Source organism: Bacteroides intestinalis DSM 17393, from assembly GCF_000172175.1.
GTDB lineage: Bacteria > Bacteroidota > Bacteroidia > Bacteroidales > Bacteroidaceae > Bacteroides > Bacteroides intestinalis.
The window spans coordinates 1,527,204-1,552,893 of the sequence record NZ_ABJL02000008.1 but is presented as its reverse complement, the minus strand read 5'-3'; the positions used below and the strand labels follow the sequence as shown (position 1 = coordinate 1,552,893).

General features: G+C 43.0%; 24 protein-coding genes and 1 pseudogene. 8 read left to right on the top strand and 17 right to left on the bottom strand.

Annotated features, from left to right (window positions below):
- The first annotated feature begins 108 nt into the window (after nt 1-108).
- A complete protein-coding gene (locus BACINT_RS15615; protein ID WP_007664716.1) occupies nt 109-2,721 on the top strand; it encodes a sensor histidine kinase in 2,613 nt (870 codons plus the stop codon).
- 38 nt (nt 2,722-2,759) lie between these two features.
- Here the strand turns inward: BACINT_RS15615 and BACINT_RS15610 are convergent, their stop codons facing one another.
- The gene (locus BACINT_RS15610) at nt 2,760-3,995 is read right to left on the bottom strand and encodes a hypothetical protein (protein WP_007664712.1); all 1,236 of its coding nucleotides are present in this window, start codon (nt 3,993-3,995) and stop codon (nt 2,760-2,762) included.
- A 217-nt stretch (nt 3,996-4,212) separates the two neighbouring features.
- Between BACINT_RS15610 and BACINT_RS15605 the strand changes: the two genes are divergently transcribed.
- On the top strand, nt 4,213-5,412 hold the full coding sequence (locus tag BACINT_RS15605) for a pyridoxal phosphate-dependent aminotransferase (RefSeq protein ID WP_007664710.1): 1,200 nt from the start codon (nt 4,213-4,215) through the stop codon (nt 5,410-5,412).
- Between the two features lie 116 nt (nt 5,413-5,528).
- Entirely contained in the window at nt 5,529-6,773 is a 1,245-nt protein-coding gene (locus BACINT_RS15600; RefSeq protein ID WP_007664709.1) for an ABC transporter permease, read from the top strand.
- A 156-nt stretch (nt 6,774-6,929) separates the two neighbouring features.
- On the opposite strand, the gene BACINT_RS15595 is transcribed toward BACINT_RS15600, so the two are convergent.
- The 9 genes from BACINT_RS15595 to BACINT_RS15555 all read right to left on the bottom strand — a co-directional run bounded on the left by BACINT_RS15595 (nt 6,930) and on the right by BACINT_RS15555 (nt 16,904).
- Nucleotides 6,930-8,102 carry a glycosyltransferase gene (locus BACINT_RS15595; protein WP_007664708.1) on the bottom strand — a complete coding sequence of 391 codons (1,173 nt, stop codon included), beginning with the start codon at nt 8,100-8,102 and terminating at the stop codon, nt 6,930-6,932.
- Between the two features lie 48 nt (nt 8,103-8,150).
- Complete coding sequence (bioD, locus tag BACINT_RS15590) at nt 8,151-8,792, bottom strand: dethiobiotin synthase (RefSeq protein ID WP_007664707.1); 642 nt, start codon at nt 8,790-8,792, stop codon at nt 8,151-8,153.
- 4 nt (nt 8,793-8,796) lie between these two features.
- Nucleotides 8,797-9,552 (bottom strand): malonyl-ACP O-methyltransferase BioC, encoded by a 756-nt coding sequence (bioC, locus tag BACINT_RS15585; protein WP_007664706.1) that lies wholly within the window; start codon nt 9,550-9,552, stop codon nt 8,797-8,799.
- Nucleotides 9,537-10,235: a pimeloyl-ACP methyl esterase BioG family protein gene (locus BACINT_RS15580; RefSeq protein ID WP_007664705.1), complete on the bottom strand. Its 699-nt coding sequence runs from the start codon at nt 10,233-10,235 to the stop codon at nt 9,537-9,539. The genes bioC and BACINT_RS15580 overlap by 16 nt, the downstream gene beginning before the upstream one ends.
- Before the next feature lie 79 nt (nt 10,236-10,314).
- A complete protein-coding gene (locus BACINT_RS15575) occupies nt 10,315-11,469 on the bottom strand; it encodes an 8-amino-7-oxononanoate synthase (RefSeq protein ID WP_007664704.1) in 1,155 nt (384 codons plus the stop codon).
- Nucleotides 11,466-13,724, bottom strand: a complete 2,259-nt coding sequence (bioA, locus tag BACINT_RS15570) for an adenosylmethionine--8-amino-7-oxononanoate transaminase (protein WP_007664703.1) — start codon at nt 13,722-13,724, stop codon at nt 11,466-11,468. Before bioA ends, BACINT_RS15575 begins: the two co-directional genes overlap by 4 nt.
- 15 nt (nt 13,725-13,739) lie before the next feature.
- Nucleotides 13,740-14,162 (bottom strand): hypothetical protein, encoded by a 423-nt coding sequence (locus BACINT_RS15565; protein WP_021967598.1) that lies wholly within the window; start codon nt 14,160-14,162, stop codon nt 13,740-13,742.
- Nucleotides 14,163-14,299: 137 nt separating this feature from the next.
- Nucleotides 14,300-14,737 carry a PepSY-like domain-containing protein gene (locus BACINT_RS15560; protein WP_007664701.1) on the bottom strand — a complete coding sequence of 146 codons (438 nt, stop codon included), beginning with the start codon at nt 14,735-14,737 and terminating at the stop codon, nt 14,300-14,302.
- A 94-nt stretch (nt 14,738-14,831) separates the two neighbouring features.
- Entirely contained in the window at nt 14,832-16,904 is a 2,073-nt protein-coding gene (locus tag BACINT_RS15555; protein WP_007664695.1) for a HelD family protein, read from the bottom strand.
- A gap of 137 nt (nt 16,905-17,041) precedes the next feature.
- Between BACINT_RS15555 and BACINT_RS15550 the strand changes: the two genes are divergently transcribed.
- On the top strand, nt 17,042-17,626 hold the full coding sequence (locus tag BACINT_RS15550) for a nucleotidyltransferase domain-containing protein (RefSeq protein ID WP_007664686.1): 585 nt from the start codon (nt 17,042-17,044) through the stop codon (nt 17,624-17,626).
- A gap of 19 nt (nt 17,627-17,645) precedes the next feature.
- Here BACINT_RS15550 and BACINT_RS15545 read toward each other — a convergent pair whose 3' ends face one another.
- The 3 genes and pseudogenes from BACINT_RS15545 to BACINT_RS15540 form a co-directional block, all read right to left on the bottom strand.
- Entirely contained in the window at nt 17,646-18,413 is a 768-nt protein-coding gene (locus tag BACINT_RS15545; protein WP_007664684.1) for a response regulator transcription factor, read from the bottom strand.
- A gap of 132 nt (nt 18,414-18,545) precedes the next feature.
- On the bottom strand, nt 18,546-18,755 hold the full coding sequence (locus BACINT_RS24885; protein WP_197080046.1) for a beta-xylosidase family glycoside hydrolase: 210 nt from the start codon (nt 18,753-18,755) through the stop codon (nt 18,546-18,548).
- A 13-nt stretch (nt 18,756-18,768) separates the two neighbouring features.
- A pseudogene (locus BACINT_RS15540) lies at nt 18,769-18,984 on the bottom strand (family 43 glycosylhydrolase); the annotation flags it as partial.
- A gap of 384 nt (nt 18,985-19,368) precedes the next feature.
- On the opposite strand from BACINT_RS15540, the gene BACINT_RS15535 reads away from it, so the two are divergent.
- The gene (locus tag BACINT_RS15535; RefSeq protein ID WP_007664680.1) at nt 19,369-20,664 is read left to right on the top strand and encodes an MATE family efflux transporter; all 1,296 of its coding nucleotides are present in this window, start codon (nt 19,369-19,371) and stop codon (nt 20,662-20,664) included.
- Between the two features lie 12 nt (nt 20,665-20,676).
- Here BACINT_RS15535 and BACINT_RS24835 read toward each other — a convergent pair whose 3' ends face one another.
- Nucleotides 20,677-20,802 carry an ATP-binding protein gene (locus BACINT_RS24835; protein ID WP_333491877.1) on the bottom strand — a complete coding sequence of 42 codons (126 nt, stop codon included), beginning with the start codon at nt 20,800-20,802 and terminating at the stop codon, nt 20,677-20,679.
- A 495-nt stretch (nt 20,803-21,297) separates the two neighbouring features.
- On the opposite strand from BACINT_RS24835, the gene istA reads away from it, so the two are divergent.
- The 3 genes from istA to BACINT_RS23375 all read left to right on the top strand — a co-directional run bounded on the left by istA (nt 21,298) and on the right by BACINT_RS23375 (nt 24,337).
- Nucleotides 21,298-22,878 carry an IS21 family transposase gene (gene istA / locus BACINT_RS15525; protein ID WP_007663077.1) on the top strand — a complete coding sequence of 527 codons (1,581 nt, stop codon included), beginning with the start codon at nt 21,298-21,300 and terminating at the stop codon, nt 22,876-22,878.
- Complete coding sequence (gene istB / locus BACINT_RS15520; RefSeq protein WP_005824105.1) at nt 22,865-23,647, top strand: IS21-like element helper ATPase IstB; 783 nt, start codon at nt 22,865-22,867, stop codon at nt 23,645-23,647. Before istA ends, istB begins: the two co-directional genes overlap by 14 nt.
- Before the next feature lie 261 nt (nt 23,648-23,908).
- Nucleotides 23,909-24,337 carry a hypothetical protein gene (locus BACINT_RS23375; protein ID WP_007664674.1) on the top strand — a complete coding sequence of 143 codons (429 nt, stop codon included), beginning with the start codon at nt 23,909-23,911 and terminating at the stop codon, nt 24,335-24,337.
- A gap of 195 nt (nt 24,338-24,532) precedes the next feature.
- Here the strand turns inward: BACINT_RS23375 and BACINT_RS15510 are convergent, their stop codons facing one another.
- Genes BACINT_RS15510 through BACINT_RS15500 form a run of 3 tightly spaced genes read right to left on the bottom strand, consistent with a single transcriptional unit; the run spans nt 24,533 to nt 25,591 of the window.
- Nucleotides 24,533-24,823, bottom strand: coding sequence for a DUF4120 family protein (locus BACINT_RS15510; RefSeq protein ID WP_007664672.1), 291 nt, complete (start codon nt 24,821-24,823; stop codon nt 24,533-24,535).
- 19 nt (nt 24,824-24,842) lie between these two features.
- Nucleotides 24,843-25,334 carry a hypothetical protein gene (locus tag BACINT_RS15505; protein WP_007664670.1) on the bottom strand — a complete coding sequence of 164 codons (492 nt, stop codon included), beginning with the start codon at nt 25,332-25,334 and terminating at the stop codon, nt 24,843-24,845.
- 2 nt (nt 25,335-25,336) lie between these two features.
- Entirely contained in the window at nt 25,337-25,591 is a 255-nt protein-coding gene (locus BACINT_RS15500; RefSeq protein ID WP_044155308.1) for a DUF6926 domain-containing protein, read from the bottom strand.
- Nucleotides 25,592-25,690: the final 99 nt, after the last annotated feature.

Below are 25,690 nucleotides of genomic sequence, written 5' to 3'. Positions count from 1 at the left end.
TGCATAAGGTAAAAGAAAAGGTGCATTCTATTCTGTATTTCAATATAATCCGTATATTTGCGAGGAAAATTCTTAGCACATTTATTCAAAAACAGAAGAAATCGAGATATGAAGAGACGCATTCTCCTCGTGATGCTGATAGGCCTGTTTCCTTGCATTGTATTTGCCGGACACCTTTATGCTGCAGAACGTACATACAACGTGCTTTTCATCCAGTCATATACTCATCGTACTCCCTGGAATGAACGTTTGACGGAAGGAGTGCGTGATGGTCTGTCACGTGGAGGTATAAAAGCGAAAGTTACAACAGAATATCTGGATGCCGATTACTGGACTTTCGCATCTGAGTGTGTCATTATGCGGCGTATTTGTGAACGGGCACGTCAGAAAAACACGGATATTATTATAACAAGCAGTGACGAGGCTTTCTATACATTGATGCATTGTGGGGATTCTCTGCCTTATAAATTACCGGTTGTAGTATCGGGTATTAAATATCCTAATGAAAAACTGATGTCGAAGTTACCCAATGTCTGTGGGTATACATCTAAGATCGATTTCATACATTTGCTTGAAAATGCACGTCGTGTATTCCCTAATCGTACAGAAGTAGTTTGTGTTTCAGATAGCAGTCTTTTAGGACTTAGAGGAGTTGCTGAATTAGAACGTGCGTGGCCTGATTATCAGCAGCTTCATCCTGAATATAAGTTGAAAGTAATGAATGTGCAGGCACAGGCTCCCAATCCTGTTATTGCTTCCATCTGTTATGATTATAACGCATATAACCGTATTGTCATTGCTCCCAAATGGACTCCTTTTCTCTCTTTTATCGGAAAAAACTCTAAGGCACCGGTTTTTGCCGGACAGAGTCTGGCTTTGACAAATGGAGTATTCTGTGTGCACGATATGGAGCCTTATGAAGGGGCCAGTGCAGCAGGTAAATGTGCTGCGCAAGTTTTGCAAGGTGCCACACCTTCTGTGGTTGGAGTTACGGATCTTCCAGGCAAATTGCTTTACGACTTTAAGCAGTTGGAATATTTCAGAGTAAATGCGGATAAAGTGAGTGATAGTGGTGTTATCATGAATGCACCTTTGATGGAACGTTACCGCATCTGGTTCGTGTTGTTCTACTCTATTGTTGTAGGTGCATTAGTTTTCCTCGTAATCTGGCTTTATCGTTTGAATCGTCATGAATCACGCCGTCGTATGCATGCTCAAACACGTTTACTGATACAGAATCGTTTGGTGGAGCAACGTGATGAATTTGATAATATTTTCTGCTCTATTCGCGACGGGTTGATTACGTATGATACGGATTTCCGTATACATTTTGTTAATCGTGCTTTGATGTTGATGCTCGAACTGGATCCTGATACTCATACGGCACGTTATTACGAAGGTCAGATGGCTGGTTCCATTTTCCATATCTATTCGAATGGGGAGGATATTCTACAGGCTTTACTGAAACAGGTGAGAGCTGAGCGTCGTGTAATACCTATTCCGGAGAAGGCTTTTATGCAGGAAGTTCATAAAGGAACTTATTTCCCTGTTTCTGGTGAGATTGTACCGATTTATTCCAAGAATAAGATGACGGGTATGGCTATTTGTTGCCGCAATATTTCGGAGGAAGAAATGCATAAGCGTTTCTTCAATCTGGCTGTGGATGCAAGTTCCGTATATCCCTGGCAATATGACATACGTACGCATAGTTTCCATTTTTCAGGTGCTTTGCTTGATTACTTCGGTCTTCCCGGCAAGCAGACTATCTTGCGGAAAGAATTGGAGCTTTTTATCCATGCGGATGATTTGGAAGAGGCTCACCGACATTTCACGGCCATTTTCAAAGGTGAGGAAATGGATACCCGTATGAGTTTCCGTATGCGTAGCGGAGAAGGTAAATATGAATGGTGGGAATTCCGTAGTGCCTCTTATAACGGTCTGGATTCTGAGGCGCCTTATATGGTATTGGGTGTTTGTCAAAGTATACAGCGCTATAAAACTACCGAAGAAGAATTGATTGCAGCCCGTGACAAAGCTTTGCAGGCTGATACTCTGAAATCGGCTTTCTTGGCCAATATGAGTCATGAAATTCGTACTCCATTGAATTCTATTGTCGGTTTCTCCGATTTACTGAAAGATATTGATGCATTCAGTCCTGAAGAAGTAAAACAGTTTGTAGATACAATCAATACGAACTGTACTTTATTGTTGGCATTGATTAATGACATTCTTGATCTGTCTCGCATTGAGTCCGGTTCAATGGACTTCCGTTTTGCCGGATACAACCTTATGTTTGTAATGCAGCAGATCTATGATTCTCAGCGTCTGAGTATGCCTCCGGGTGTAGAGCTGGTCATGAAATTGCCCGAAGAAAGTAAATCCATAGTAACGGATTCTATCCGCCTGAAACAGGTAATCAATAACTTCATTAACAATGCCAAGAAGTTCACGACTCAGGGTTCTATCACTTTCGGTTTCCAGACAGAAGACCCAGGCTACACCGTTTTCTTTGTAGAAGATACCGGAAGCGGTATTTCGGAAGAAAACCAGCGACGCATATTTGAGCGTTTCTATAAAGTGGATAGCTTTACGCAGGGTGCTGGTCTGGGACTAAGTATCTGCCAAACCATTGTAGAGCGTTTCAGAGGGGAGATAAACGTATCTTCTGAATTAGGAAAAGGTACACGCTTTACAGTACGTGTACCCGATTTTAATGAATAATGCGAATCAGTAGTTGAAACTGATTCGCATGAATAGTATTATTCAACTCTTTTGCATCCGTTAGCTTGCAGGAATTCATCCAGCAGTATTTCGTAATTCCCCTGTATTAAGATGTGGTGGTTTCCCAATGGATTTTTGAGAAAGTACTCTGCAGGTGTATCCATTTTTATGCGTACTTGTGTGCGGCACATGTTGATGTAGTTAGTGTTTTCGGTTAGTGTACCTGTACTCAGGTAATACTCGTCCAGACATTCTCCGCCACATTTTACCAAAGTTACGTGTCCTGTAGGCAGGATTCCCTGAATACCGATACCCGTCTCTGTTTCAAAGTGGTTGCGGATAATGTATTGTTCGGTTTGTGCAATACCCACGGTGCAGTGTGCAAGTACGATTTCGTTGGTGCGTGCATTGATCATCGAAGGGTTTGCCATGAAAGAAGCTTTGCCAGTCAGCACTTTTACGGCAAGCTGGGTAAAGACAGATTGCAGGTCACCTTCGCAGCCGGCAATGATACCATCATCGTTCAATAGGGAGAGAGCGAGGCATCCGGTGGTTCCGGTTTGTTCTATCAGCTTGAAGCAGCTCAGAGTGAGTGCGCTCAGTTTTTCTTCTTCCACAATCCGCTTTATGGCACGATACAGACGCATTGCCTTTATCAGATCTTCCGGACTTGCTTCTCGGCAGGCAAGTGCTTTACCTGCAAAGGTTGCACAGGCTTCGCCTACTTCATCATCCGTTATTTGATTGTAGTACTTATAAACACGATCCAGTGATATGTCAGTGTATTCAATTCCCCAACGTCGTTTGGAGAGGAGGTAATCTACATTGCTGGAAACGAGCCAGGAAGAAGGAGCACCTATTACGCCGATACGCGATCCTGAGAGTGCTCGTTGAGCTTTGAAGTTGCTGTATAGTACAAAGATACGCTTGATGATTTCGGGTAGCTCTCCGTGCAGAATTTCGCTTTTCATACCCCGGCCACGTAACCAGGACGAAATTTCGAGGGCAGCGGCAAGCGAGTTTTGCATACCATCCGCCAGTAAGATAACAGGGCGGGGTAGAGACTCGAAGTGTTGGATAACCAACCGTTCTACACCGCCGGTAGCAATGAAAAGCAGGCTGAAATCGTCTTTTGTGAGTTTGTTGATGTTTTGATATTCTACAATATTTACAGTGAAATATTTCTCCAGTTCGTTTAAGATAAGTTCGTGGGAGCCGAGAATGGATGCTTGCTTATGAAGCAAAGATGCAAATGTTATCAGGTTTAATACCATGGCATTGTATACGATTTACGATTTGAGAATAATCAAAGGTACAATTTCTTTTGATACAATCACTATCTTTTAAGTCATAGCTAGTGTTTTTAAACTTTTTTGCCAATGCTTTCCTGTCATTTCAAATAAAGTGTTACTTTTGCACCTTTGATTGCATATATATGAAAGTGTATCGCCAATCGTTAACATTTATTTGTCAAATTGTAAATACTTAGACATGCCAGCAATATCTATTCGCGGAACGGAGATGCCCGCGTCTCCTATCAGAAAACTGGCTCCTCTGGCTGATGCAGCCAAGCAAAGGGGAGTGCACGTATTCCATCTGAACATCGGACAACCCGACCTGCCCACACCGCAAGTCGCGATTGATGCTATACGCAATATCGACCGGAAAGTTCTGGAATATAGCCCCAGTGCCGGATATCGTAGTTACCGTGAAAAACTGGTGGGCTATTATGATAAGTTCAACATCAAACTGACGGCAGATGATATCATCATTACGTCCGGTGGTTCGGAGGCGGTATTGTTCTCCTTTCTGGCGTGCCTCAATCCGGGTGACGAGATTATTGTTCCCGAACCGGCTTACGCTAACTATATGGCGTTTGCCATTTCTGCCGGTGCTAAGATACGCACCATTGCCACTACGATAGAAGAAGGTTTCTCACTTCCTAAAGTAGAAAAGTTTGAAGAACTGATTAATGAGCGCACCAGAGCTATCCTGATCTGTAATCCTAATAATCCGACTGGTTACCTGTATACCCGTCGCGAAATGAATCAGATACGTGACCTTGTGAAGAAGTATGATTTGTTCCTCTTCTCCGATGAGGTGTATCGTGAATTCATTTATACAGGTTCTCCTTATATTTCTGCCTGCCATCTGGAAGGTATCGAAGATAACGTAGTATTAATAGACTCCGTATCCAAACGTTACTCGGAGTGTGGTATCCGTATCGGAGCTTTGATTACGAAGAATGCGGAAATTCGTAGTGCTGTAATGAAGTTCTGTCAGGCACGTCTCAGTCCTCCGTTGATTGGCCAGATTGCTGCTGAAGCTTCTTTGGATGCTGATGAAGATTACTTGCGTGATACGTATGATGAATATGTAGAGCGCCGTAAATGCCTGATAGACGGACTAAATCGCATTCCCGGTGTGTATTCGCCTATTCCTATGGGGGCATTCTATACAGTAGCCAAACTTCCGGTAGATGATTCCGATAAGTTCTGTGCCTGGTGTCTTTCCGACTTTGAGTATGAAGGGCAGACCGTATTCATGGCACCCGCTTCCGGCTTCTATACTACTCTCGGTTCTGGTCGGAATGAAGTGCGTATAGCTTATGTACTGAAGAAGGAAGACCTGACCCGTGCGCTCTTTGTGCTTTCAAAGGCATTGGAGGCATATCCGGGAAGAACGGAATAAAGTGATAAGGTGATAGGGTGGTAAAGTAATAAAGTTATATCACTTTACCATCTTATCACTCTATCGCTCTACCACCCTTATTACTCTATCGCTTTATTATTTAATTAATTAACCCTATGAGCCTGCCGTTGTTTTTGGCCCGACGTATTTACCGCGACAGAGATGCTGGAAAGCAAGTTTCACGTCCTGCCGTGCTCATTGCCCTGATAGGTGTTGCTATCGGTCTGGCGGTGATGATTATTACGGTGTCGGTGATTGTGGGGTTCAAGAGCGAAGTGCGTGGTAAAGTCATAGGTTTCGGTTCGGACATTCAGATTACGAATTCGGATGCTGCACGTTCCTATGAAACGCGTCCTGTGGTGGTGAATGATAGCGTTATCTCCATTCTTTCCGAATATCCTGAGGTAAAGCATGTACAACGTTATTCCACTAAACCGGGCATGGTGAAGACTGCCGACGATTTTCAGGGTATGGTTCTGAAAGGGGTAGGACCAGAGTTTGATCCTGCCTTTTTCCGTGAACATCTGGTGGAAGGAGAGTTACCACAGTTCAGTGATACAGTTTCTTCCAATCGGGTCGTCATTTCTAAGGCACTTGCCACAAAGTTAAGATTGAAACTCGGAGATAAGATAGATACCTATTATATACAGGATGATATCCGTGCCCGCCGGTTGCAGGTTGTGGGAATCTATCAGACTAATTTTTCGGAATACGACAACCTCTTTCTTCTTACAGATTTATATCTTGTAAATCGTCTTAATAACTGGGAGCCGGGGCAGGTGAGCGGTGCAGAACTACAGGTACGCGATTATGATCGTCTTGAGGAAACTACCTATCAGATTGCTGCCGACCTGAACGGAATAGAGGATAAGTACGGAGAAGACTATTGTGTGCGCAATGTGGAGGAACTGAATCCCCAGATATTTTCTTGGCTCAGTATTTTGGATGTGAATATTTGGGTAATATTGATATTGATGGCTGGCGTAGCAGGTTTTACCATGGTATCCGGTTTATTGATTATCATCATTGAGCGTACTTCCATGATTGGTGTGCTGAAGTCTCTTGGCGCTAACAATACCACCATACGCAAAGTATTCCTTTGGTTTTCAGTTTTTCTTATCGGAAAAGGTATGCTATGGGGCAATGCTATCGGATTGGCATTTTATTTCCTGCAAAAGTGGTTTGGAATCTTCAAGCTTGATCCTGAAACGTATTATATGGATACTGTTCCTGTATCTTTCAGTATCCTGTTGTTCTTATTACTGAATATTGGCACTTTACTGGCATCCGTTCTGATGCTTTTAGGACCTTCTTTCCTGATTACACGTATCCATCCTGCCAATTCTATGAGATACGAATAGAAATGCCGCATTTCATCGTCCTAAATGCCACACCTCAACAAGTGAAATGCCACACTTCGTGGGTGATAAAGTGTGGCATTTGTTCTATTGAGTTGTGGCATTTAGGACGATGAGGTGTGGCATTTGAAATGCTAACCTTGTGGCATTGGAAAATAGTCATCTTCTTAGGAAATCACTTCTTTTTCTGAACTGGCAATATAGCTTCCAGCGGAGTGATTGCATCGGCTGTAAAATATCGAATACCGGAAGGGTAAAGAAGTAACGCCGTTCTTCTCCGAGGTCCTTTGCCGTCTTATTGATAATCAAAGCTTGCATAGTGTATCGCAGGGCGAACATCAGAAATGCAATGCCGGCTGTCAGCCAGTGAAAATTCAGTATTCCAATCACCAGGGCTGCTATCCATGCTGCATGGAATAATAACCGTGTTGTAGTTTCAAAGCCCGATAAATAGCGTTGGATACCCTGGTAGAAGTGTGCTGTACCCATATAGCTGATTTTCTCTTCCCGCCAGTCTTTGGCGCGGTAAACGGGTTGTACGCGTACCACTGCGTTGGCATCGGTCTCTATCCTCGTATTTTCGGCTGTAGCTGTCCTGTTGATGAATAAATCGTCATCTCCGCGTTGCAGGTTCAAGTGTGCTGAGAACCCTTTTTGGGCATAGAATAACTCTTTCCGGTATGCCATGTTGCGTCCGATACCCATATAAGGCTTTCCTGCCAGTGCATAGCCCAGATAGCGCATGGAAGTGAACAGATTATCAAAAGACACCCGTTTGTGCAGCCAGCCTTTTCCACGTTCGTATCCGCTGTATCCTAGTACGATTTGTGCACGGGAGGTAAAGTTACGTGCCATGGTGCGCAGCCATTGGTTGCTTTCGGGCAGACAGTTTGCGTCGGTAAACACAAGCCAGTCATATTTACTTGCCTTTATTCCGAGAGTGATGGCCAGCTTCTTACGGCTGATGTAGCGTGAAGAACTTGGAACGAAGCTATGATACAGGTTCGGGTACTTTTCCCCTTGCAGGGTCAGGTAGTCTTCGCTTTCGTCCGTGTTGCCATCGTTGATGACGATCACTTCGAATTGCGGGTAATCTTGCTCCAGCACAGCAGGCAGATTGCGGCGCAGGTTTTCCACTTCCTCACGGGCATAGATGATGACCGATAAAGGTGGCAACTCCTGTGAAAAATGTATGTCACTTCGCTTTACGGCACGGCTACGGGTATGTATACGATTATAAAGACAAAAGTAATAAAGGAGTTGGATCAGGAAAAGGATACCGACAGCGGCAAGTAATGCTTGTTCTGTAGTATTGAATGTTAATGTTTCCATGTGGTCGTATGACGTTTTTTGTGTTGCAAATGTACACAAAAAATATGATTATACGACAGGTACCACCACAAACTTGCTTTCCGGGAAATACTTATTCAGATACCGGCGGATATACAGCATCGTATCTTCTTGTATTGTAGTATCTTCTACGGTAGGATAGAGATTATACAGCACCGTATCCAGCTGTATTCCTCTGCTTCGGATTGCCTCGAAACTGAGCAATGTATGGTTGATACTTCCCAGCTTGCCGGAAGTCACGAATATCAGTGGATATTGTTTTTCTGCAATGTAATCAATCGTCAGGTAATCTTCGGTAAGCGGAACCATTAGTCCGCCTGCACCTTCCACAAGCACTACATCGTAGCGTCGGGCAAGTTCTTGCGTGGCACGTTCTATCTTTCCGAAGTCAATCGGGCGGTTGTCGATGCGTGCAGCCAAATGAGGGGAGCAGGGATAAGAGAATATCTCAGGCATGGTCAATCCCTCACGATCCTCCTCTGTTATACCAATACCCATGAGGCGGCGGTGCAGGTCTATATCCTCGGAATGCCCGACGTTACCTGTCTGGATGAATTTTTGCGTGATAACACGTTTACCGCTGCCAATCAGTTGGCAGGCATAATAAGCTGTACAATAAGATTTTCCGGCATCCGTGTCAATACCACTGATAAAATAGACATTGTTTTCCATTGCTTTATTTGTTTTTCTTTCGTGTGACAATATAAATAGGATGGTACGTCAGAGTGACGTTGCCATCTTCTCGGCTGAACTGCTCGGTATATCCGTTGCAGAAGGTCTGTAACCGTCCTCGTGTCCATACTTTCTTTTCCGTTCCTGTTACTCCGGTTTCTTTCAGATGTTGCAATACCTGAAGTGGAGTATTAAAGGGGAGAGAAACTATTTCCTCTTCTGCGTATACAGTCTCAAAATGAGGAGCAAGCAGTTCTTTTAAGGTTTCTATCGACAGATACTCAAGTCCATGGCCTGTGAGTGTGTGGATTTCGCGCATATTTTCAGCGCCAAAGGTACTAAAAGCCAGATAACCCTCTTCCGACAGGAAACGATGACAACGGGCGAAGAACGCCTCTGGATCATTGAACCATTGCAAGGTAGAACAGGAAGTGATTAAATCCGTTCCTTCGGGAAAGTCCAAGGCTTCGGCATCCCCGGGAATGAATTGCACCATATTTTGTGGAAGCAAATCAGTAAGACATTCTCTCATTTCCGGACATAAATCATTCAGCAGCAAACTTTCCGGTTGTAGCTTGTCCAACAATAACCTGGAATAACTGCCTGTACCACATCCAAATTCTACGATACGATGAAAGAGGGAAGTATGCTCTGTCAGTAACCGTAACATTTTTTCGGCTACTTGTTGCTGTACCCGTGCTTCGCGTGAGTAGGTATCCCGTGCACGGGCAAATCGTTCTGCAATCAATCTTTTGTCCATATATCCTGCAAATAGTATCGGAACAGTTCAACTTGATAATGAGCATCTTCCGTATAATGTACCCGTATCTTTTTCCGGTTATTCTCTTCTTCTTTACGCCAGGCATTCAGTTGATTATCGGGTGGAATGATACGGTCGTTACTTCCCACTACTACTTGTTGCCAATGGAATGAAGTGGTAGGTTGTGCGAGATACATGCGTTCTATTTCAGCCAGTTCTTCTTTCAATTCTTCCAATGGTCGTCTGGGAGTAATATTCAGAAACTCTTTGAATGCCTCTCCGTTGAAGCACATCCTTCTTAGAAACTTATTCAGGGAAGGACCTGTCAACCCTTCCAGGGTTCCGTGATAAATAACGGATGGAATGCCACACGTATCATCAATAGGATAGGGAGTGCCGTTAATGGCTATACTATTTTTGATTATGAGAGATGTATCTGTTTCCTGTAATTTATCCATTACCCGAGATGCAGCCCATACACCCATTGACCAACCGATGACATTAATCTTCTTATATCCTTTCAGCAATGAAGCATCAAAATCCAGTGTCCGGTAATCGTAACAGAGCATATAATCACTGTCCGCAGGTTGATAATCTTTGAATGGCGTTTCATCGGCTCCCCAACCGGCAAAAAATAGCAATAGCCGGGGATGCCTGTCTTTTATTATATAAACTTGTTTCATAATCCTGTATGCTTTTTAAGGTATGCGGACGATGCGGATGAAAAATCAAAACCTGTGTTCGTCCGCTTCATTCGCGTATCTATATAATTATCTTAATCAGTTTCCTGATTTCTTCTTCCCTTATCTCCGCTGTCAATGAAAAACGAATGCGTGATGTTCCTTCCGGAACCGTAGGAGGCCGTACCGGCAAGGCATAAAACCCATGCCGTTGTAACTCTTCCGCCTTTAGAATCGTGTCTGAGCTTTTCCCTACAATCATCGGTACTATATAACTGTTACTCGGACAAGTATATCCTTTTTCTTTTAAAGCTTCGCGAAGAATATTGCTGATATTTTTTAAATGTATTCTTCGCTCTCTGAATTCAGCCAATCGCCGCACAATAAACAAAGTCCATGCGATATTTACCGGAGGAAGAGCTGTTGTAAAAATAAGTGTCCGCATCCTATTCACCAGATACTCCCGGATGGTGCGCCGGCAAACGATATATGCTCCGTCTGATGCGGCTGCTTTGCCAAAAGTCCCTACCAGAAAATCAATCTCCCGAATACATCCGGCTTCTTCTGCACACCCCAGTCCTTGTTCACCCCGCGCTCCGAAAGCGTGTGCTTCATCCACGTAGAGTAACACATTCTCATACATACGTTTCAGTCGTACCAGTTCTTTCAGATCGGCTATATCTCCGTCCATACTGAAAATGCTTTCGGTGACAATAATCACCTGTCTGTATAACGCATGATTTTCAGCTAATAATCGTTTCAGTTGTTTCAGATCATTGTGCCGGTAACGGATACATTTTGCTGTCGAAAGTCGAATGCCGTCAATCAGGCTTGCGTGTACCAGTTTATCTGCCAGTATCAGGGTCTGTGCGTCGCTCACGGCAGGTAGAATACCTGTATTAGCGTGATAACCACTGTTGAATACCAGTGCTGCTTCAGTTCCAAAGAGTTCTGCGAGCGTCTGTTCCAGTTCCTCATAGATGGTGAAGTTACCTGTTAATAGACGTGATGAGGAAGATGTTGGCAAAAAACTGTCGGCTGTCAGTTCTTTCAGAAACTCCTCCCGCAAGGTCCGGTCTGTAGCCAGTCCCAGATAATCATTAGAGGAAAGATTTAGCATTCGCTGTCCGTTTGCGATGACATCCCGTCCTTCATGGATCAGGTCGGGTAATGTCCGCAGATTACTGCTCTCTTTCAGTTCTTGCAGCTCCTGCTGCATTTGCTCTATTATACTCATTCCATTTCTCCTATAATCTTCAACAATCCGCTTGTCAGCTTCGTCAATTGCTCCGGTTCTATGATAAACGGTGGCATGATGTATACCAGTTTTCCAAAGGGGCGTACCCAAATGCCTTCTTCCACAAATCGTTTCTGCATCCAGGCCATGTCTACCGGATCTTGTACTTCAATTACTCCGATGGCACCCAATACACGGACATCTGCTACCTGCGGAAGTAGTAGTGCTGGTTCCAGTTCACGCCACAACTGTTCTTCAATGCGGCTCACTTTTCCTTGCCAGTCATATTCGGGGGAAGTCAGCAAGCGTATGGAGGCGCATGCCACTGCACATGCCAGTGGGTTTCCCATAAATGTGGGGCCATGCATGAAAGCACCCGGTGCGTGATTGGAAATCGCATCCGCTACTTTATTTGTGGTCAGTACTGCAGACAGGGTCATGTATCCTCCTGTCAATGCCTTGCCTATGCACATAATGTCTGGTTCCACGCCTGCATATTCCCAAGCAAACATCTTGCCCGTACGCCCGAATCCAGTGGCTATTTCATCAAAGATCAGTAATATATTATATTCCTTGCATATTCTGGCAGCTTCCCGCAAGAATTGCGGATGATAGAACCACATGCCGCCTGCACCCTGAACGATGGGTTCCAGGATCAGTGCTGCCAGTTCCTCATGATGTTTTTCTATAATATCCAGCAGTTCCAGTGCATCATCCGCATCCCAGTCGCCATCGAACCGTGATTGCGGACGGGATGAAAAGTACCGTACCGGCAATGCCGAACCGAATAGGGAATGCATTCCAGTTATGGGATCGCATACGGACATTGCATTCCAGGTATCTCCGTGATAACCGCGTCGAATGGTTACAAAATTACTTTTTTTAGCCAGATGTGCCCAATCCGGTGCCGACTGACTCATGGCATACCAATACTGTACAGCCATCTTCATAGCTACCTCTACAGCTACCGAACCAGAGTCTGCATAAAATATCTTTTGCATGGATGGCGGTACAAGTGGTAACAGTAACTTACCCAGTTCTATGGCCGGGTCATGTGTCAGTCCACCGAACATGACGTGCGACATTTTTTCCGTTTGCTCCCGGAGAGCCTGATTCAGTACTGGGTTATTGTATCCGTGTACCATGCACCACCAGGAAGACATGCCTTCTATGAGCACCTGTCCGTTTTCCAGTGTAATGGTTGCCCCGTCTCCACGTCTCACTTTATATACAGGAAGTGGGTTGGTGGTCGATGTATAAGGATGCCATAAATGCTCCTTGTCGAATTGTGAGTCGCTGAAACGATATCCCGCATCTTCTATCAGCGCTTTGTCTTCCGAAACTTTAGATCCGAGAGTAGTTAGCAAATCTCCCACGATGGCGGAGTTTACACCTATGTACAAGGATTTTTTCACAGCTTCTTTTGTTAACTGAGAACGTCCGCCGGCAAATCGCAGATAAGCTGTCGGATTGATGAAACGGAACAAAGCAATGGTGGTCAGCACTTCTTCTTCTGTCAGTTGAGTTTGGTTTTCCAGCGGTGTTCCCGGGATGGGTTGCAACAGATTCAGGGGAATGGAAGGTACTTCCAAATCTCTCAATGTAAAGGCAAATTCAATTCGTTGTTCAGCTGTCTCTCCCATACCGATGATACCACCGCAACAGATATCCATTCCTACGCGGCGGGCGGCTGTCAATGTCTGTAGTTTTTCTTCCTGCGTATGTGTGCTGCACAGGGTAGAGAAGTGGCTTGGGGCAGTTTCCAAATTACAATGGTAGCGCGTCACGCCTGCTGTATACAAAGCACGTAGTTCGTCTTCGTTCAGTAATCCCAGTGAAGCACAGAGTTGAATGGAGCTTTTTTGCCTCATATAGCGTGCTGCTTCACATAGTTTCTCCATATTCTTTCCTGAAGGTTTCCGTCCACTGGTTACCAATGAGAAGCGTGCCACGCCTTGTGATTCGTTGTGTAGTGCATGACGCAGGCATTCCTCCTTATCCACCAGATCGTAAACATCCGCTTTCGTCTTATAGTGTGATGATTGGGCGCACCATTTGCAATTCTCTGGGCAGCGGCCGGATTTTGCATTGATGATAGAACACATATCAAATTCCTGTGATGCCCGTGCGGTCGTAATCTCGTGTGCCGCTTCATAAAGGCTTTCCTTATCCGGCTGTGTAGCCAACCATTCTGCTTCTGCCTGTGTGATGGGTACATCTTGCAGTACTTTGTTTTTCAATTCTTCTACTGTCATATTCTTACGTTGGTTTTAGGAGAATACAAAACACAAATGACGCGGGGCGTGCAAATCTGAAAACAGCATTTGCATGATCCGCGTCATTTGTATTCCACTCTTATTTATAATAGTGTTTATATCTTTCTTCCCGTCAGGACTGATGGTAGTCGGACACAATATAGGCAGCAATCTTTTGAAACCGAAGATTTCAAGCATTGTTCCCAATCCGTTTTCACATCCCAATGGTATGCCTATATCTGTTTCCTGTCCTTTACCGTTATCTGTATCTTCCAGGTTTTGTCCGCCGCTTTTGCAGCCGGCCGATGTCCCGGAATTTTGTTTGGAAAGAGAACAATCTGCCACATTTTTTGGCAGACAACCAATAGTGACACAACGCCCCAGACTGGCAAATGCAGCATAGGCTTTCCGACTCCATTTCCGGAAGCGTATAGTCATTCTATAAAGTTGTCTTTTCCTCATGATATTGGGCTATCGGTATTGAACCGATAGCCGGTATTATTTTTGTTAATCGGCTGCAAATGTAACAAAAATATTTTCGTTTGTGCGACTTCTCGCAGATTACTCTGTTTTATTTAGTCATCGATATCAATTACCCGCATCTTCGAATCGAACTTGATTTCCCAACGGTTAGACAGCTTCACTTCATATTCTTTTTTATCTTTCTCTATCTGTACGATCTTAGTATCCGGATAGTTAGTCTTTACATAAGTGCGGATAGCTTCCGGGATGATTTGTGCAGGAACTTCACTCTGCTGGCATTTAACTTCTGTCCATTCTCCCGCCTTATCGAATTCAACTTTTTCTCCATTAGTGAAGACTACATCGTAACTCTTATAGAACAATTCCGTTTCCTGTTTCGCCAATGCTACTTTGTGATCTTTAAAATAAGTGTTGAGGAAGGTCTGAGCCTTTGCTGGAAGTTGATTGACCTGGATGGGTTTATCATTATCTGCCATAACCATTGTGTGCATTGTGAACATACATACTAATAACAAGACTAACTTTTTCATATTCTTCTATTTTTAATAATTAATACTTTGGTTTATTATGATATTGCAAATATAGAAGGAGAATCTGGACAGAAACTGGAATAAATTTCTTTTTTTAAAGTTTAAAAGCAGGAACGAATTCACTTAGTTTCCCATTGTAAGTCAGTGTCAATTTATGCATTGCCCTTGTTACGGCTACATAGAGCATACTTTTATCAATAGCTGAGTTATAGTTTTTGTCATTGACATAAGGAATGATAACTTCATCAAATTCCAATCCTTTTGCCATGTGAGATGAGGTAACGATGATACCCTTCACAAAAGCGGAGCTTTGATTGGATAGAAAATAAACTTCAGCAGTATATGTCTGTAGACTTTCTGCCAGTTCTTTCGCTTGTGCTTCAGTTTTACATACTATTCCGAGTGACTTATAACCGGATTTCTTGAAGGATGAAATCAGGTCGATAATACCGGAGTTTTCTTTTTCTGTATTCTCAAATTGTAGGACTGAAGGGAATTCACCATGTCGCATGACGGGTTCTAACTCATTATTCGTTTGAATTTTTTGTGCAAAATCCGTAATCTCAAATGTAGAACGGTAACTTTTGCAGAGCTTCATTACTTCGCCCATAATGAATGCTTTTCTGATCATTCCGGCAGTTGACGAACTATAAGGATTGACAGACTGGAAGGCATCTCCAAGAATTGTTTTCCGGCAGGGATAAAGTTTCTGGATAACTTTGTACTGAATCGGAGAGTAATCCTGCATCTCGTCTATCAAAAGATGCTTGACACGGCATTGGGTAATATTCCCATCTAAAGCCAGATGTAAATAGGTTAAAGGGGCCAGGTCAGTATATTCCAGTATTCTGTTTTTCCGTAATTTGAATAATTCGGGTTTCCCAATCCATTCAAAGAACTCTTTATAAACCTGAAGATCATTGTTACCTGCAAACATTTTCTTTATTTCTTTCTTCAACAGATTCCTGTCGGCGGTGGTAACCGTAAAGTAGTATTGTACTTTCATCATTTCCAGGATATAATCCGTCATTGCCTCGAATCGTTGACGCATGGGATAACGGTTGAAGCGTCTGAATTGCTCTTCAATATATTCAGCCGGAATAGTGATGTGCTTGGTGAGTTTTACATCTGTAGCTTTGAAACAGTTATTTTCCATATAGAGAATAAACTTGTCAAGCTGTGAAATGAACTCGAAAGAGGATTTATATTTTATCCGTTCTATAAAACTCTGAGTTGTTTTCCCTAGTAATTCCGTTACCTGTTCAAAGAAGCTCTGGTATTTGTATTTGTTTTCAAGAACTCCCGAAAGAATCTGTTCCATACTGGTTTCAGGCACACTTTCTTCTCCTAACTCGGGAAGGACATTCGAGATGTAATCGCCAAAAACCTTATTAGGCGAGATTATCAGTATGTCTTTTGAAGATATATTCCCTTTCAGTGTATAGAGCAGGTAAGCGATGCGATGTAAAGCAATAGACGTTTTGCCCGATCCGGCAACTCCTTGGATAATCAATATATGGGCTTCCTCATTGCGAATAATCCGGTTCTGCTCCCGCTGGATGGTGGTAACAATATTCCTCATTTTATCGTTTGCATTACTACTGAGTTCTTTTTGGAGAATTTCATCATGAACCGTCAACGAACTTTCTATCATGTACTCCATTTTTCCTTTGCGGATGCGATACTGACGTTTGAGCGAAACATCTCCACTGATTTCACCGGCGGGAGAGGTGTAAGTTGCTTCTCCCAGTTCATAATCGTAGAACATACTGGAGATGGGAGCACGCCAGTCGTATATCAGATTCATCTTGTTTTGAGAATCGTAAAATGTGTGTATACCTATATAAATAGGTAGAATGTTGGCACCGTTTTTCTTTTCTTTAAAATCTATCCTTCCGAAATAAGGAATGTCCAGTATCCTGCCCAGCCGCCTGCGTTTATCAATCACACTTTCACCCAGTGCAAAATGATTGAGGATACTCTCGCGCATAGAACGGATTTCATGAGGATCGATATCTTTGTTCGACCAGATATAATCTTTATATTCCTGTAAGGTTTCTACATGTTCTTTGACCGAAGTATCAGTGTTATGAATCGTATCATTTATGATACTGATGAGTTGTTGCAAGTGTACTTTTTCTTGTTGCTCTGTTTGATAAAATGTCATAGTTCTTTTAATTTTTTAGCTGAAAAGTTTAGAAAGGGTGGCAAAGTTAGTCCAAATTGTCAGATTATTAAATAGCTATTTATAGCTATATATCCATCCTTTTTTCTACATTTGCAAGTCATTTCAAAAGAAAAAATATGGATATCCTTGATCTTGCCAGGCGAAATCAGCAGAAAGCTTGGAAAATAATAGAAGACACAAAAATCATCCCGGCTTGGGAAAGTGTGGGTGCCAGAGTGAATCTCGTAGGTTCTTTGAATACGGGGTTATTGATGAAACACTTGGATATTGATTTTCATATTTATACCCCACAGTTTAGTTTGTCTGACAGTTTTCAGGCAATGGTAAAATTGACAGAGAATAAATCTTTTATGAAGATGAAACATAAGAATCTGTTGGATACTGAGGCGGAATGTGTGGAGTGGCATGCCTGGTATCGGGATGCGGATAATGAGCTTTGGCAGATTGATATGATCCATATTCTGGAAGGTTCCCGGTATGATGGCTATTTTGAAAAGTTTGCTGAACGGCTTTCTGCTGTTCTGACTGAGGAAACAAAGTATGCTATTTTAAAACTGAAATATGAGACTCCTGAGTCGGAAAAGATTATGGGAGTGGAATACTACGTAGCTGTTATTCGGGATGGCATACGCAGTTATGAGGAATTCATGGAATGGAGAATCCAACATCCGGTTACAGGCGTTATGACCTGGATGCCGTAAATAAGGTATTTCTTCCGGGTTAGCTTAGTACCCCCAATTCCAATCCTGCATTGATAGCCTCTATCGAATTTTGTACTCCTAATTTATGCAGAAGGTTTTGTCGGTGAATATGAACCGTATGAATACTTATGCGGAGATTATAAGCTATTTCTTTACTCAACAGCCCTTTTTGGATAAGCTGTAAAATCTCCAGTTCACGCTGTGTCAAATGGATTCGTGGATTCGTAAGTAAGGTAGGGGAGAAAGTCTGTCCATTCTTTAGATTTAATACAGTACAATCTACCTGATCCGAATCTTTTTGATTCGGTGCGATATCCATGCTCCCGAGTATGAGCCATGCTTTCCCGGTACTGTCTTTTTCTAAAACTTGTAGCCTGCTGATAACCCGTACATACTGCTGCCTGGTATTTCGTACCCGGTAACTGTAGATATTGGAATAATCATTCCTCTGCTCCGGAGGCAGACTATAAATGAATTGACTTAACCGAATCTGCAAGGTTTGTAATTGTTGTTGGTCATCGGGGTGGATGCGAGACTCCAGATAATCTCCCTGCCTCTCCAATGTAGCTATCTTATGGCTGTCATACCCCAGTAAGTCCACAAAGTTAGAGGAGGCAAAGGCATATCTGAACTTATATACATCCACCACAAAGGTACAGCTCTGGTTAAGGCAAGACATCTGGTGGAGCATTAATTTATCACGCTCCCAGATGCTATAGTCAATATCGGCAGCAGATAAATTCTGTCTGGCCCACATTTCCTCTCTTGTAATGTCGGTTGGTTTCATACAGGATAGTTCTTTGATTGCAAAAGTATAACAAGTAACTGTTTATCCTTGCATGTCTATCCTGTTTTTTTGTTATTTTCCCTATATTTAAAGGTTATATGTAATTATTCATTACTTTGATATTCAAAGAAGTCAGTCTTCACTGACGGAATTAGGACGTACATTAATAATCAGCTTGCCATTTTCTAGTTGATACCATTTTTCAAAAGGTGTTCGTAGAAAGTTCCAACAGAAACGCAATGAATCCTCATCAAATTCGTCTCTTACTGGTTCTTTCTTAAATACTACAGGGGTTAATCCGGTAGCTTTTTCAGTAGCAAGTACACGTCCTACTGTTTGAATGCTTCAATCTGTCTTTCATTTGTAGTTGGGAAGGACGATTTAATACATATCCTATTTGCTGCCAATACATCAGGTCTTTACTGTGAAAGACAGGAATTCCGGGGAACCATTCGAAGCTGGAAGCTACCAAGTAATAGTCGTTTCCTACCCGGCAGATACTGGGATCGGGATGAAGTCCGGAGACGATAGGATTCTTAAAAGTGGCTGTTTCATGATTCTGTCCTTTCATCGATATTGGCCATCCGGTAAGTGATCCGATAAAAATAAGAAGAGAAAGATTTTTTTATATTGTCATTATGTATTATTTAATCTGAAAGCAAATGTAAGGGGAAATTTGGGAAATGGAATAGTAGTCATTTGTCTAAAAATAGCTCTATTTGATTATTTTTGCTATATTTGGCGTGTGAAATTCAAATAAAACGATTGTTCAACTTATGAAGCACCAACTCTGTATATAGCTACGCTCCACGAATAGCACCTTCCAATAAAAGCTATTCTGCTATTTGACGGATTTCTGTAGTTCGTCACAGAGTTTTCATACCTGATTTATTTATATCGAGTGGCATGCGGCTATGTATATAGTTGTGTGGCATGCGCTTATTCTAGTGGAATAATGAATTATACCTATAAACAAATATGGCTCATCAATTTTCCTGTAATGATGAGCATGCTGATGGAGCAATTAATCAATATTACTGATGCTATTTTTCTGGGACATGTGGGCGAAGTGGAGTTAGGAGCTTCTGCACTTGCAAGTGTTTATTATCTGGCCATTTATATGCTGGGATTTGGTTTCAGTCTCGGTTTACAGGTCATGATTGCCCGCAGGAACGGGGAGCAAAGATACAAAGAAACGGAAAAAAACTTTTTCCAAGGTCTATTCTTTTTGAGCGGGTTGGCCGTATTCTTAAGTTTTACTTCCTATGTGTTGTCACCTGTTATCTTGAAGTTTTTTATTCATTCTCCAGAGATTTATAAAACTGTGGTCGACTATCTGGAGTGGAGATGTTTCGGCCTGTTATTCTCTTTTCCGTTTCTTGCATTTCGCGCTTTCTTTGTTGGGATTACGAAAACGAGAGTATTGTCGTGGGCAGCTACTCTCGCAGTTCTTATCAACATCCCATGTGATTACTTGTTTATTTTCAGTTTTAATTGGGGGATTTCAGGGGCGGCAATAGCTTCTTTACTGGCTGAAGCCAGTTCTTTATTGATATTGGTTATCTACGTCTTCTTGCAAATGAACAAAGAGAATTGGGGGTTAAGACTTGTTTACGATGGGAAACTATTAAAGTCACTTTTTCATTTATCTGTATGGAGCATGATGCATGCTTTCATTAGTGTTATTCCGTGGTTTCTCTTTTTTGTGGCTATTGCACGGTTGGGGGAAGTACAATTGGCTGTATCCAATATAATCAGAAGTATTTCTACTGTTTTCTTTGTGATAGTCAATTCTTTTGCAGCCACTACCGGTTCGCTGGTCAGTAACCTGATTGGTGCGGGAGAGGGGAAAAGCATGTTCCGGCTTTGTGGTAAAATCCTCAGATTAGGATATGTAGTTGGCTTTCCCCTAATAATTATTGCTCTGTTATTAAATAAGCAAGTTGTCGGATTTTATACAGATAATCCTGCATTGATAGAGTTTGCTTATTATCCGTTTATTGTAATGTTACTGAATTATACATTTGCTCTGCCCGGTTATGTTTTTATGCATGCAGTAACAGGTACAGGCAATACCCGGATTGCATTTATTTTTCAGATATCCACTATAGCTTTCTATCTGGTTTACCTATATCTGTTGAGTTATAGTTTCATTGCTACCCTTCCGGTATATCTGATGGCTGAGTATCTGTTTGTGATTCTCTTGGGTGTACAATCTTACATATACCTGAAAATGAAGCAGCATCGATAAAGATCAATATCTCTATTTGATGGGTAGAGTAACAATCATTCGTGTACCTTCCTTATATGCAGGATATATTTTTATCTCTCCAGCAAGCCGTTTTGTGATGAGCCGGCAGAGATACAATCCCAGTCTATTGCCGGGCATAAAAGTGTCAAACTTGGAGAAGCGATTGAATACTTTTAATATCAAAAAGATGTGTGCAAAAATGCTAAAAGCAAGAAAAGAGGGCATTACTGTTGCTAAATCTATGTGTATTGGACTATTTATACCCCGGTACAATTGGAAAATAACAACTTGTTACCAAATCAATGAGAAAAAAGTCGCATAGGCAAAAGAAAAGATAACAGGACTATAAACTATAAAAAAAGAGGAGATGTGTCAAAACTAAGGCACATCTCCTTTTTTTATATTTAAATGTTTTTTTTCTCTATGCGACTCTTTTTTCACTAATTTGGTAATACGCGGTGGAAAATCCAGTGTAAGCTGCCCCCTAAAACCAAGCGATTCTGCCCCCTTGTGCTAAAATAATCCTACCCCCTTGATTCCAATATAAAAATACCCCTGCTTAGCAATGCCCGGCAGGGGATTTTTCGTAGATTTGATTCCCGTCTTGACCGGTGGGATAAAATCATTTCTACTATGACAACAAAGATAGCAAACATCCTCCAATGTTACGCATTGGGGATGGGGATAAAGCAGATAAGCAGGAGCTTTGAGCTTTCCCGCAACACGGTGCGCAGATATGTGCGCCTGTTTCAAGAGTGTGGTATACCGATAAAGGAGTTGGCCGCCATGCCTTCCGCTCGCATCCAGGAAATGTTCTCTGAAGGTGTTGGCCGTAACAGGGAACCGTCACAACGCCAGCTTGAGCTTGAGGCACTCCTTCCTGAGTATGCTGCCCGGCTTAGCCGCCGAGGCGTAACAGTGAAAACCCTGTACGAAGAGTACCGCGAGACCCATCCTGACGGATACAGACATGCCAGTTTCGGCAACTATCTCATGCGTTACCGTATGGTGACACATGTCGTAGGCCATGTCGAGCATTATGCCGGAGACCAGATGTATATCGACTTCGCCGGTGACAAACTGGAAGTCGTTGACAGTGAAAGCGGTGAATGTCGCAGCGTTGAAGTGTTCGTGGCCATACTTCCGTGCAGCCACTATACCTATTGTGAGGCGGTCTGGTCCCAGTCAAGGCAGGACTTGATTAAGGCGTGTGAGAACGCGCTTCATTTTTACGGCGGGGTTCCGATGGCGATCGTACCAGACAACCTCAAATCGGCGGTAACCCGCAGCGACCGTAACGAGCCGGTAATCAACGAGGAGTTTGCGGCATTTGCCGAACACTACGGATGTACCGTATACCCCACACGGGTACGTCATCCAAAGGACAAGGCCTTGGTGGAGAATGCCGTGAAGCTGCTTTACCGATCCGTCTACGCTGACATCGAGGGTCTTGTATTCCACTCGCTGGAGTCTCTGAATGCGGCCATATCCGAATCGCTCTCGGCCTTCAACGGACGCAGGATGAGCGGGCGTCCCCAGTCCAGACGGGAACAGTTCGAGCAGATTGAGTCCGACTGCCTCCGCCCGCTTCCCGCCATACGCCATCAGATGAAAGAGCGACGCTCCGCAACAGTAATGCGTAACGGCTATGTCACCTTCAGGCTTCACCATTACAGCGTACCGAAAGAGTATATAGGCAAACGTGTCGAGATTGTCTATGATGCGGACACGCTGGAAATATATCATGGCCTGCGTCTGGTGACCACACACCAGCGCGATGACACGCCATACTCCTATACGACCAAGGATGCCCACGGACTGCCCGGACGTCATGGAAGTTATGAAAAGGATCTGGAACAGATTTACGAACGGGCCGGCCAGACAGATAACGTCCTGCGGCTGTATCTGCGCAAGGTGGCGGAACTCAAGAAGTATCCTCCCGCGGCGTTCCGTTCATGCAGAGGCATCATGGCGTTGGAGAAGACCTTCGGGCTGGAACGGTTGGTGGCGGCAAGCGCATGCGCCACGCAACTGCGCCTATACGGATATCAGGAGATAAGGCGGATCCTTGAACGCGGGGATGATGCAGACTTCCTGTCAAAAGACGACATCGACGATGAGGTCCCCGTAACATCTATCCACAAAAACATCCGCGGAGCAGCCTACTTCGCACAATTAAAACATTTAAATAGAGACAACAATGGAAACAAATAATCTTACCGCACCGATAGCTGTCGAAAAAGACCGCAACACGTTGACAATCGAACTGATGAACCGTATGAAGCTGCACGGCATGGCCGCCGCCTTCACTGAAAGCCTGACCTCCACTATGGCAGAAACAATGACAATCGACTCTTTCCTGCACATGTTACTTGCCAGGGAATGGGACTACCGTGCCAATGCAGCCATCCAACGCCTTATACGCGGGGCGGCGTTCCGCTACAAGGCCTGCCTCGAGCAGATAGACTATGCAATCCCGCGTGGCCTTGACCGCAATCAGATGGAGCGGCTTGCATCGCTGGAGTTCATCCGCAAGGGACAGAACCTCTTCATCACAGGGTCATCCGGTACCGGGAAGAGCTTCCTTGCCACAGCAATGGGGTATGAAGCCTGCAAGAAGGGCATACGGACATATTATGCGAATGCTCCGAAACTTATGGGTACGCTTAAGGTGGCAAAAGTAAAAGGCACACTGGAATCGGAACTCAAGAGAATCGAACGGAGCACGCTGCTCATATTGGATGACCTCTTCCTTGTGAACCTTGATGCCAAGGAACGCCCCATCCTGCTCGATATAATAGAGGACCGACATGGGCGCAAGTCCATCATCATCACCTCGCAACTGCCAACGGACAATTGGTATGATGCAATCGGAGACCCTACAGTAGCAGATGCCATTATGGATCGTATTATACATACGGCGCACCGGATTGAGCTGACAGGAGAAAGTGTCCGTAAAATGGCTGCATACAGAGGGAAATAAACTAAAATAATAATAACCCCATCGGTCAAGACTTTTTAAGGGGGCATTGTTGAATGTTTTAAGGGGGTAGAATCGCTTGGTTTTAGGGGGCAGCTTACACTGGATTTTCCAGGGAATAAACACATTTTTGAATGTGGTACAGGTAAAAATCCAGATAAAGATTGTGGTGGAAGAATATGTATTAATGGATACGCAAGATCTAAAGGTTATTGGCTGCAAACAAAATCATCGGATTCTACTTTCCCTATAGTTAAGGATAAGTTGATTAAAGGAATAATCAATGCGTGTAGATTAAGAGCAGAAAGCGATGCCAATACTGAAGAACCAATGTATTGTAGAAATCCATATACAAATGTAGATGTTCTTGTTGGTAGATTAATTGGAAAAATGACCATTTGCTATGACACTCCATATAATTATAATGAACATGGTAGCAATTGGTCTGTACAATTAAGTAATGATGGCTTGCGTATAACGAATCATAAGGAAGGACGGGAATTATTTAGAAAAGGAATGTTTTCAATATATGATTGGGAGAATAATACAAAAAAAGATTTGATTGAAAAGCCATTGTTGTTAGACAATAACTGTACAGAAGTAATACCGTGTGAACTTATGCCAAATGAAGTTGTAGTGATAGGAGCAGTCCCAAACAAAGAGATATTGCTACTACCTAAATTTGAATTTTAGAGATTTAATTCTTTATTTCTGCGAATTTATCGCAAAATTTACACATTAAATCTACAAATAAAGAATTAAGCAAATATTTATCTACATCAGAAAAGCCAACTTAAACTCCATTTTTTTGAAGTGTAAGTTGGCTCTACTATTGAGTAAAATGGTGCTAATAGAAAAACCTTTTTATAAAAAGACTTTTCTATTAGCCTATGTGTGTATAGTCCACCCGTGAATAGGATTCAGCAATACAGCAAACGATTGGTCGGGCTGTCCGTGATAGAGCAATCCTCCGACAATACCCGTTCTGCCATCGGGATATACCTGTCGGAATCCGAATGAGTGAGGCGCAGAGTCATAGTAGAGTTCAATCTCACACGGGCAGTTTGGATTTTCTTCCCATTGTTTCAAACGGTCAATACATTTCTGCAATGTTTCATTCTTGATTTCCTTTGCGTAGGCAACAGCCTTTTCATAACGCTCTTGACATAAAATCTTCATACTCGATATTTTTTAAGGTTTATAATAAATCTTCATATACTCCGAAGCTGTAGCAGTCGGCAATGTAAAAGTCCTCACTGCCGATTTCTGCAAGTGACTTCATATCTTCCAGCGTATCGCAATAGAAGAAAATGTCATCATCCTTTTCGGTATCGGAATCCATTCCGATGGCGATACGCACTTCAACTGTATCGTAGTTGTCCTTATAGCGGATAAGACAATCGGCATAATGAGGCTCGATGCCTCGCTCTGTAAAGAACTTCAAGCATTGACGGCTGATTTCCTTCTTGACAGCATCGGGTTTCTTCCAATCGGAGTCATCAATAATCTCAAGGCTCATGCCTTCGATAACCAAGCAGGTAGCACCATCAATGTTTGTCATTAGTGTACGCTTTCCCATATACTTCTCTCGTTCTTCTTCCCAGTTGGGAATATCCCATCTTTCGGTAGTCCATTCTCCGCGATAATCCTTTGGTTTGCGGAGATACTCTGACAATGTCATTCTAATCATATCTATAATGTATTAAAGGTTACTTTATAAGTTGCACAAGGCTTCCCAAATGCCGGAAATGGATTGAACTCTCTTCGAGACTCCCAATCTACGGTCATAATGCAGCCACTTGGAAAATTCTCTTCAAGGAACTTTATAATCATCTCCTCTTCATCTGCTTCCAATATAGGGTCTTCCTCTATGCCATATTCAAGAGCATAGATAGCCCATGACGGGATATTATCCCATACTTTCAATTTGCTCTTCGTTTCAGCCATACCTATTATCATTTAAGTTATACATTACAGGCGAAGCACTGTATTCTATTTCTTTACCGCCTTGACTGTTCCGTGCAGGATTGTGCAAGGTTGGCGGGA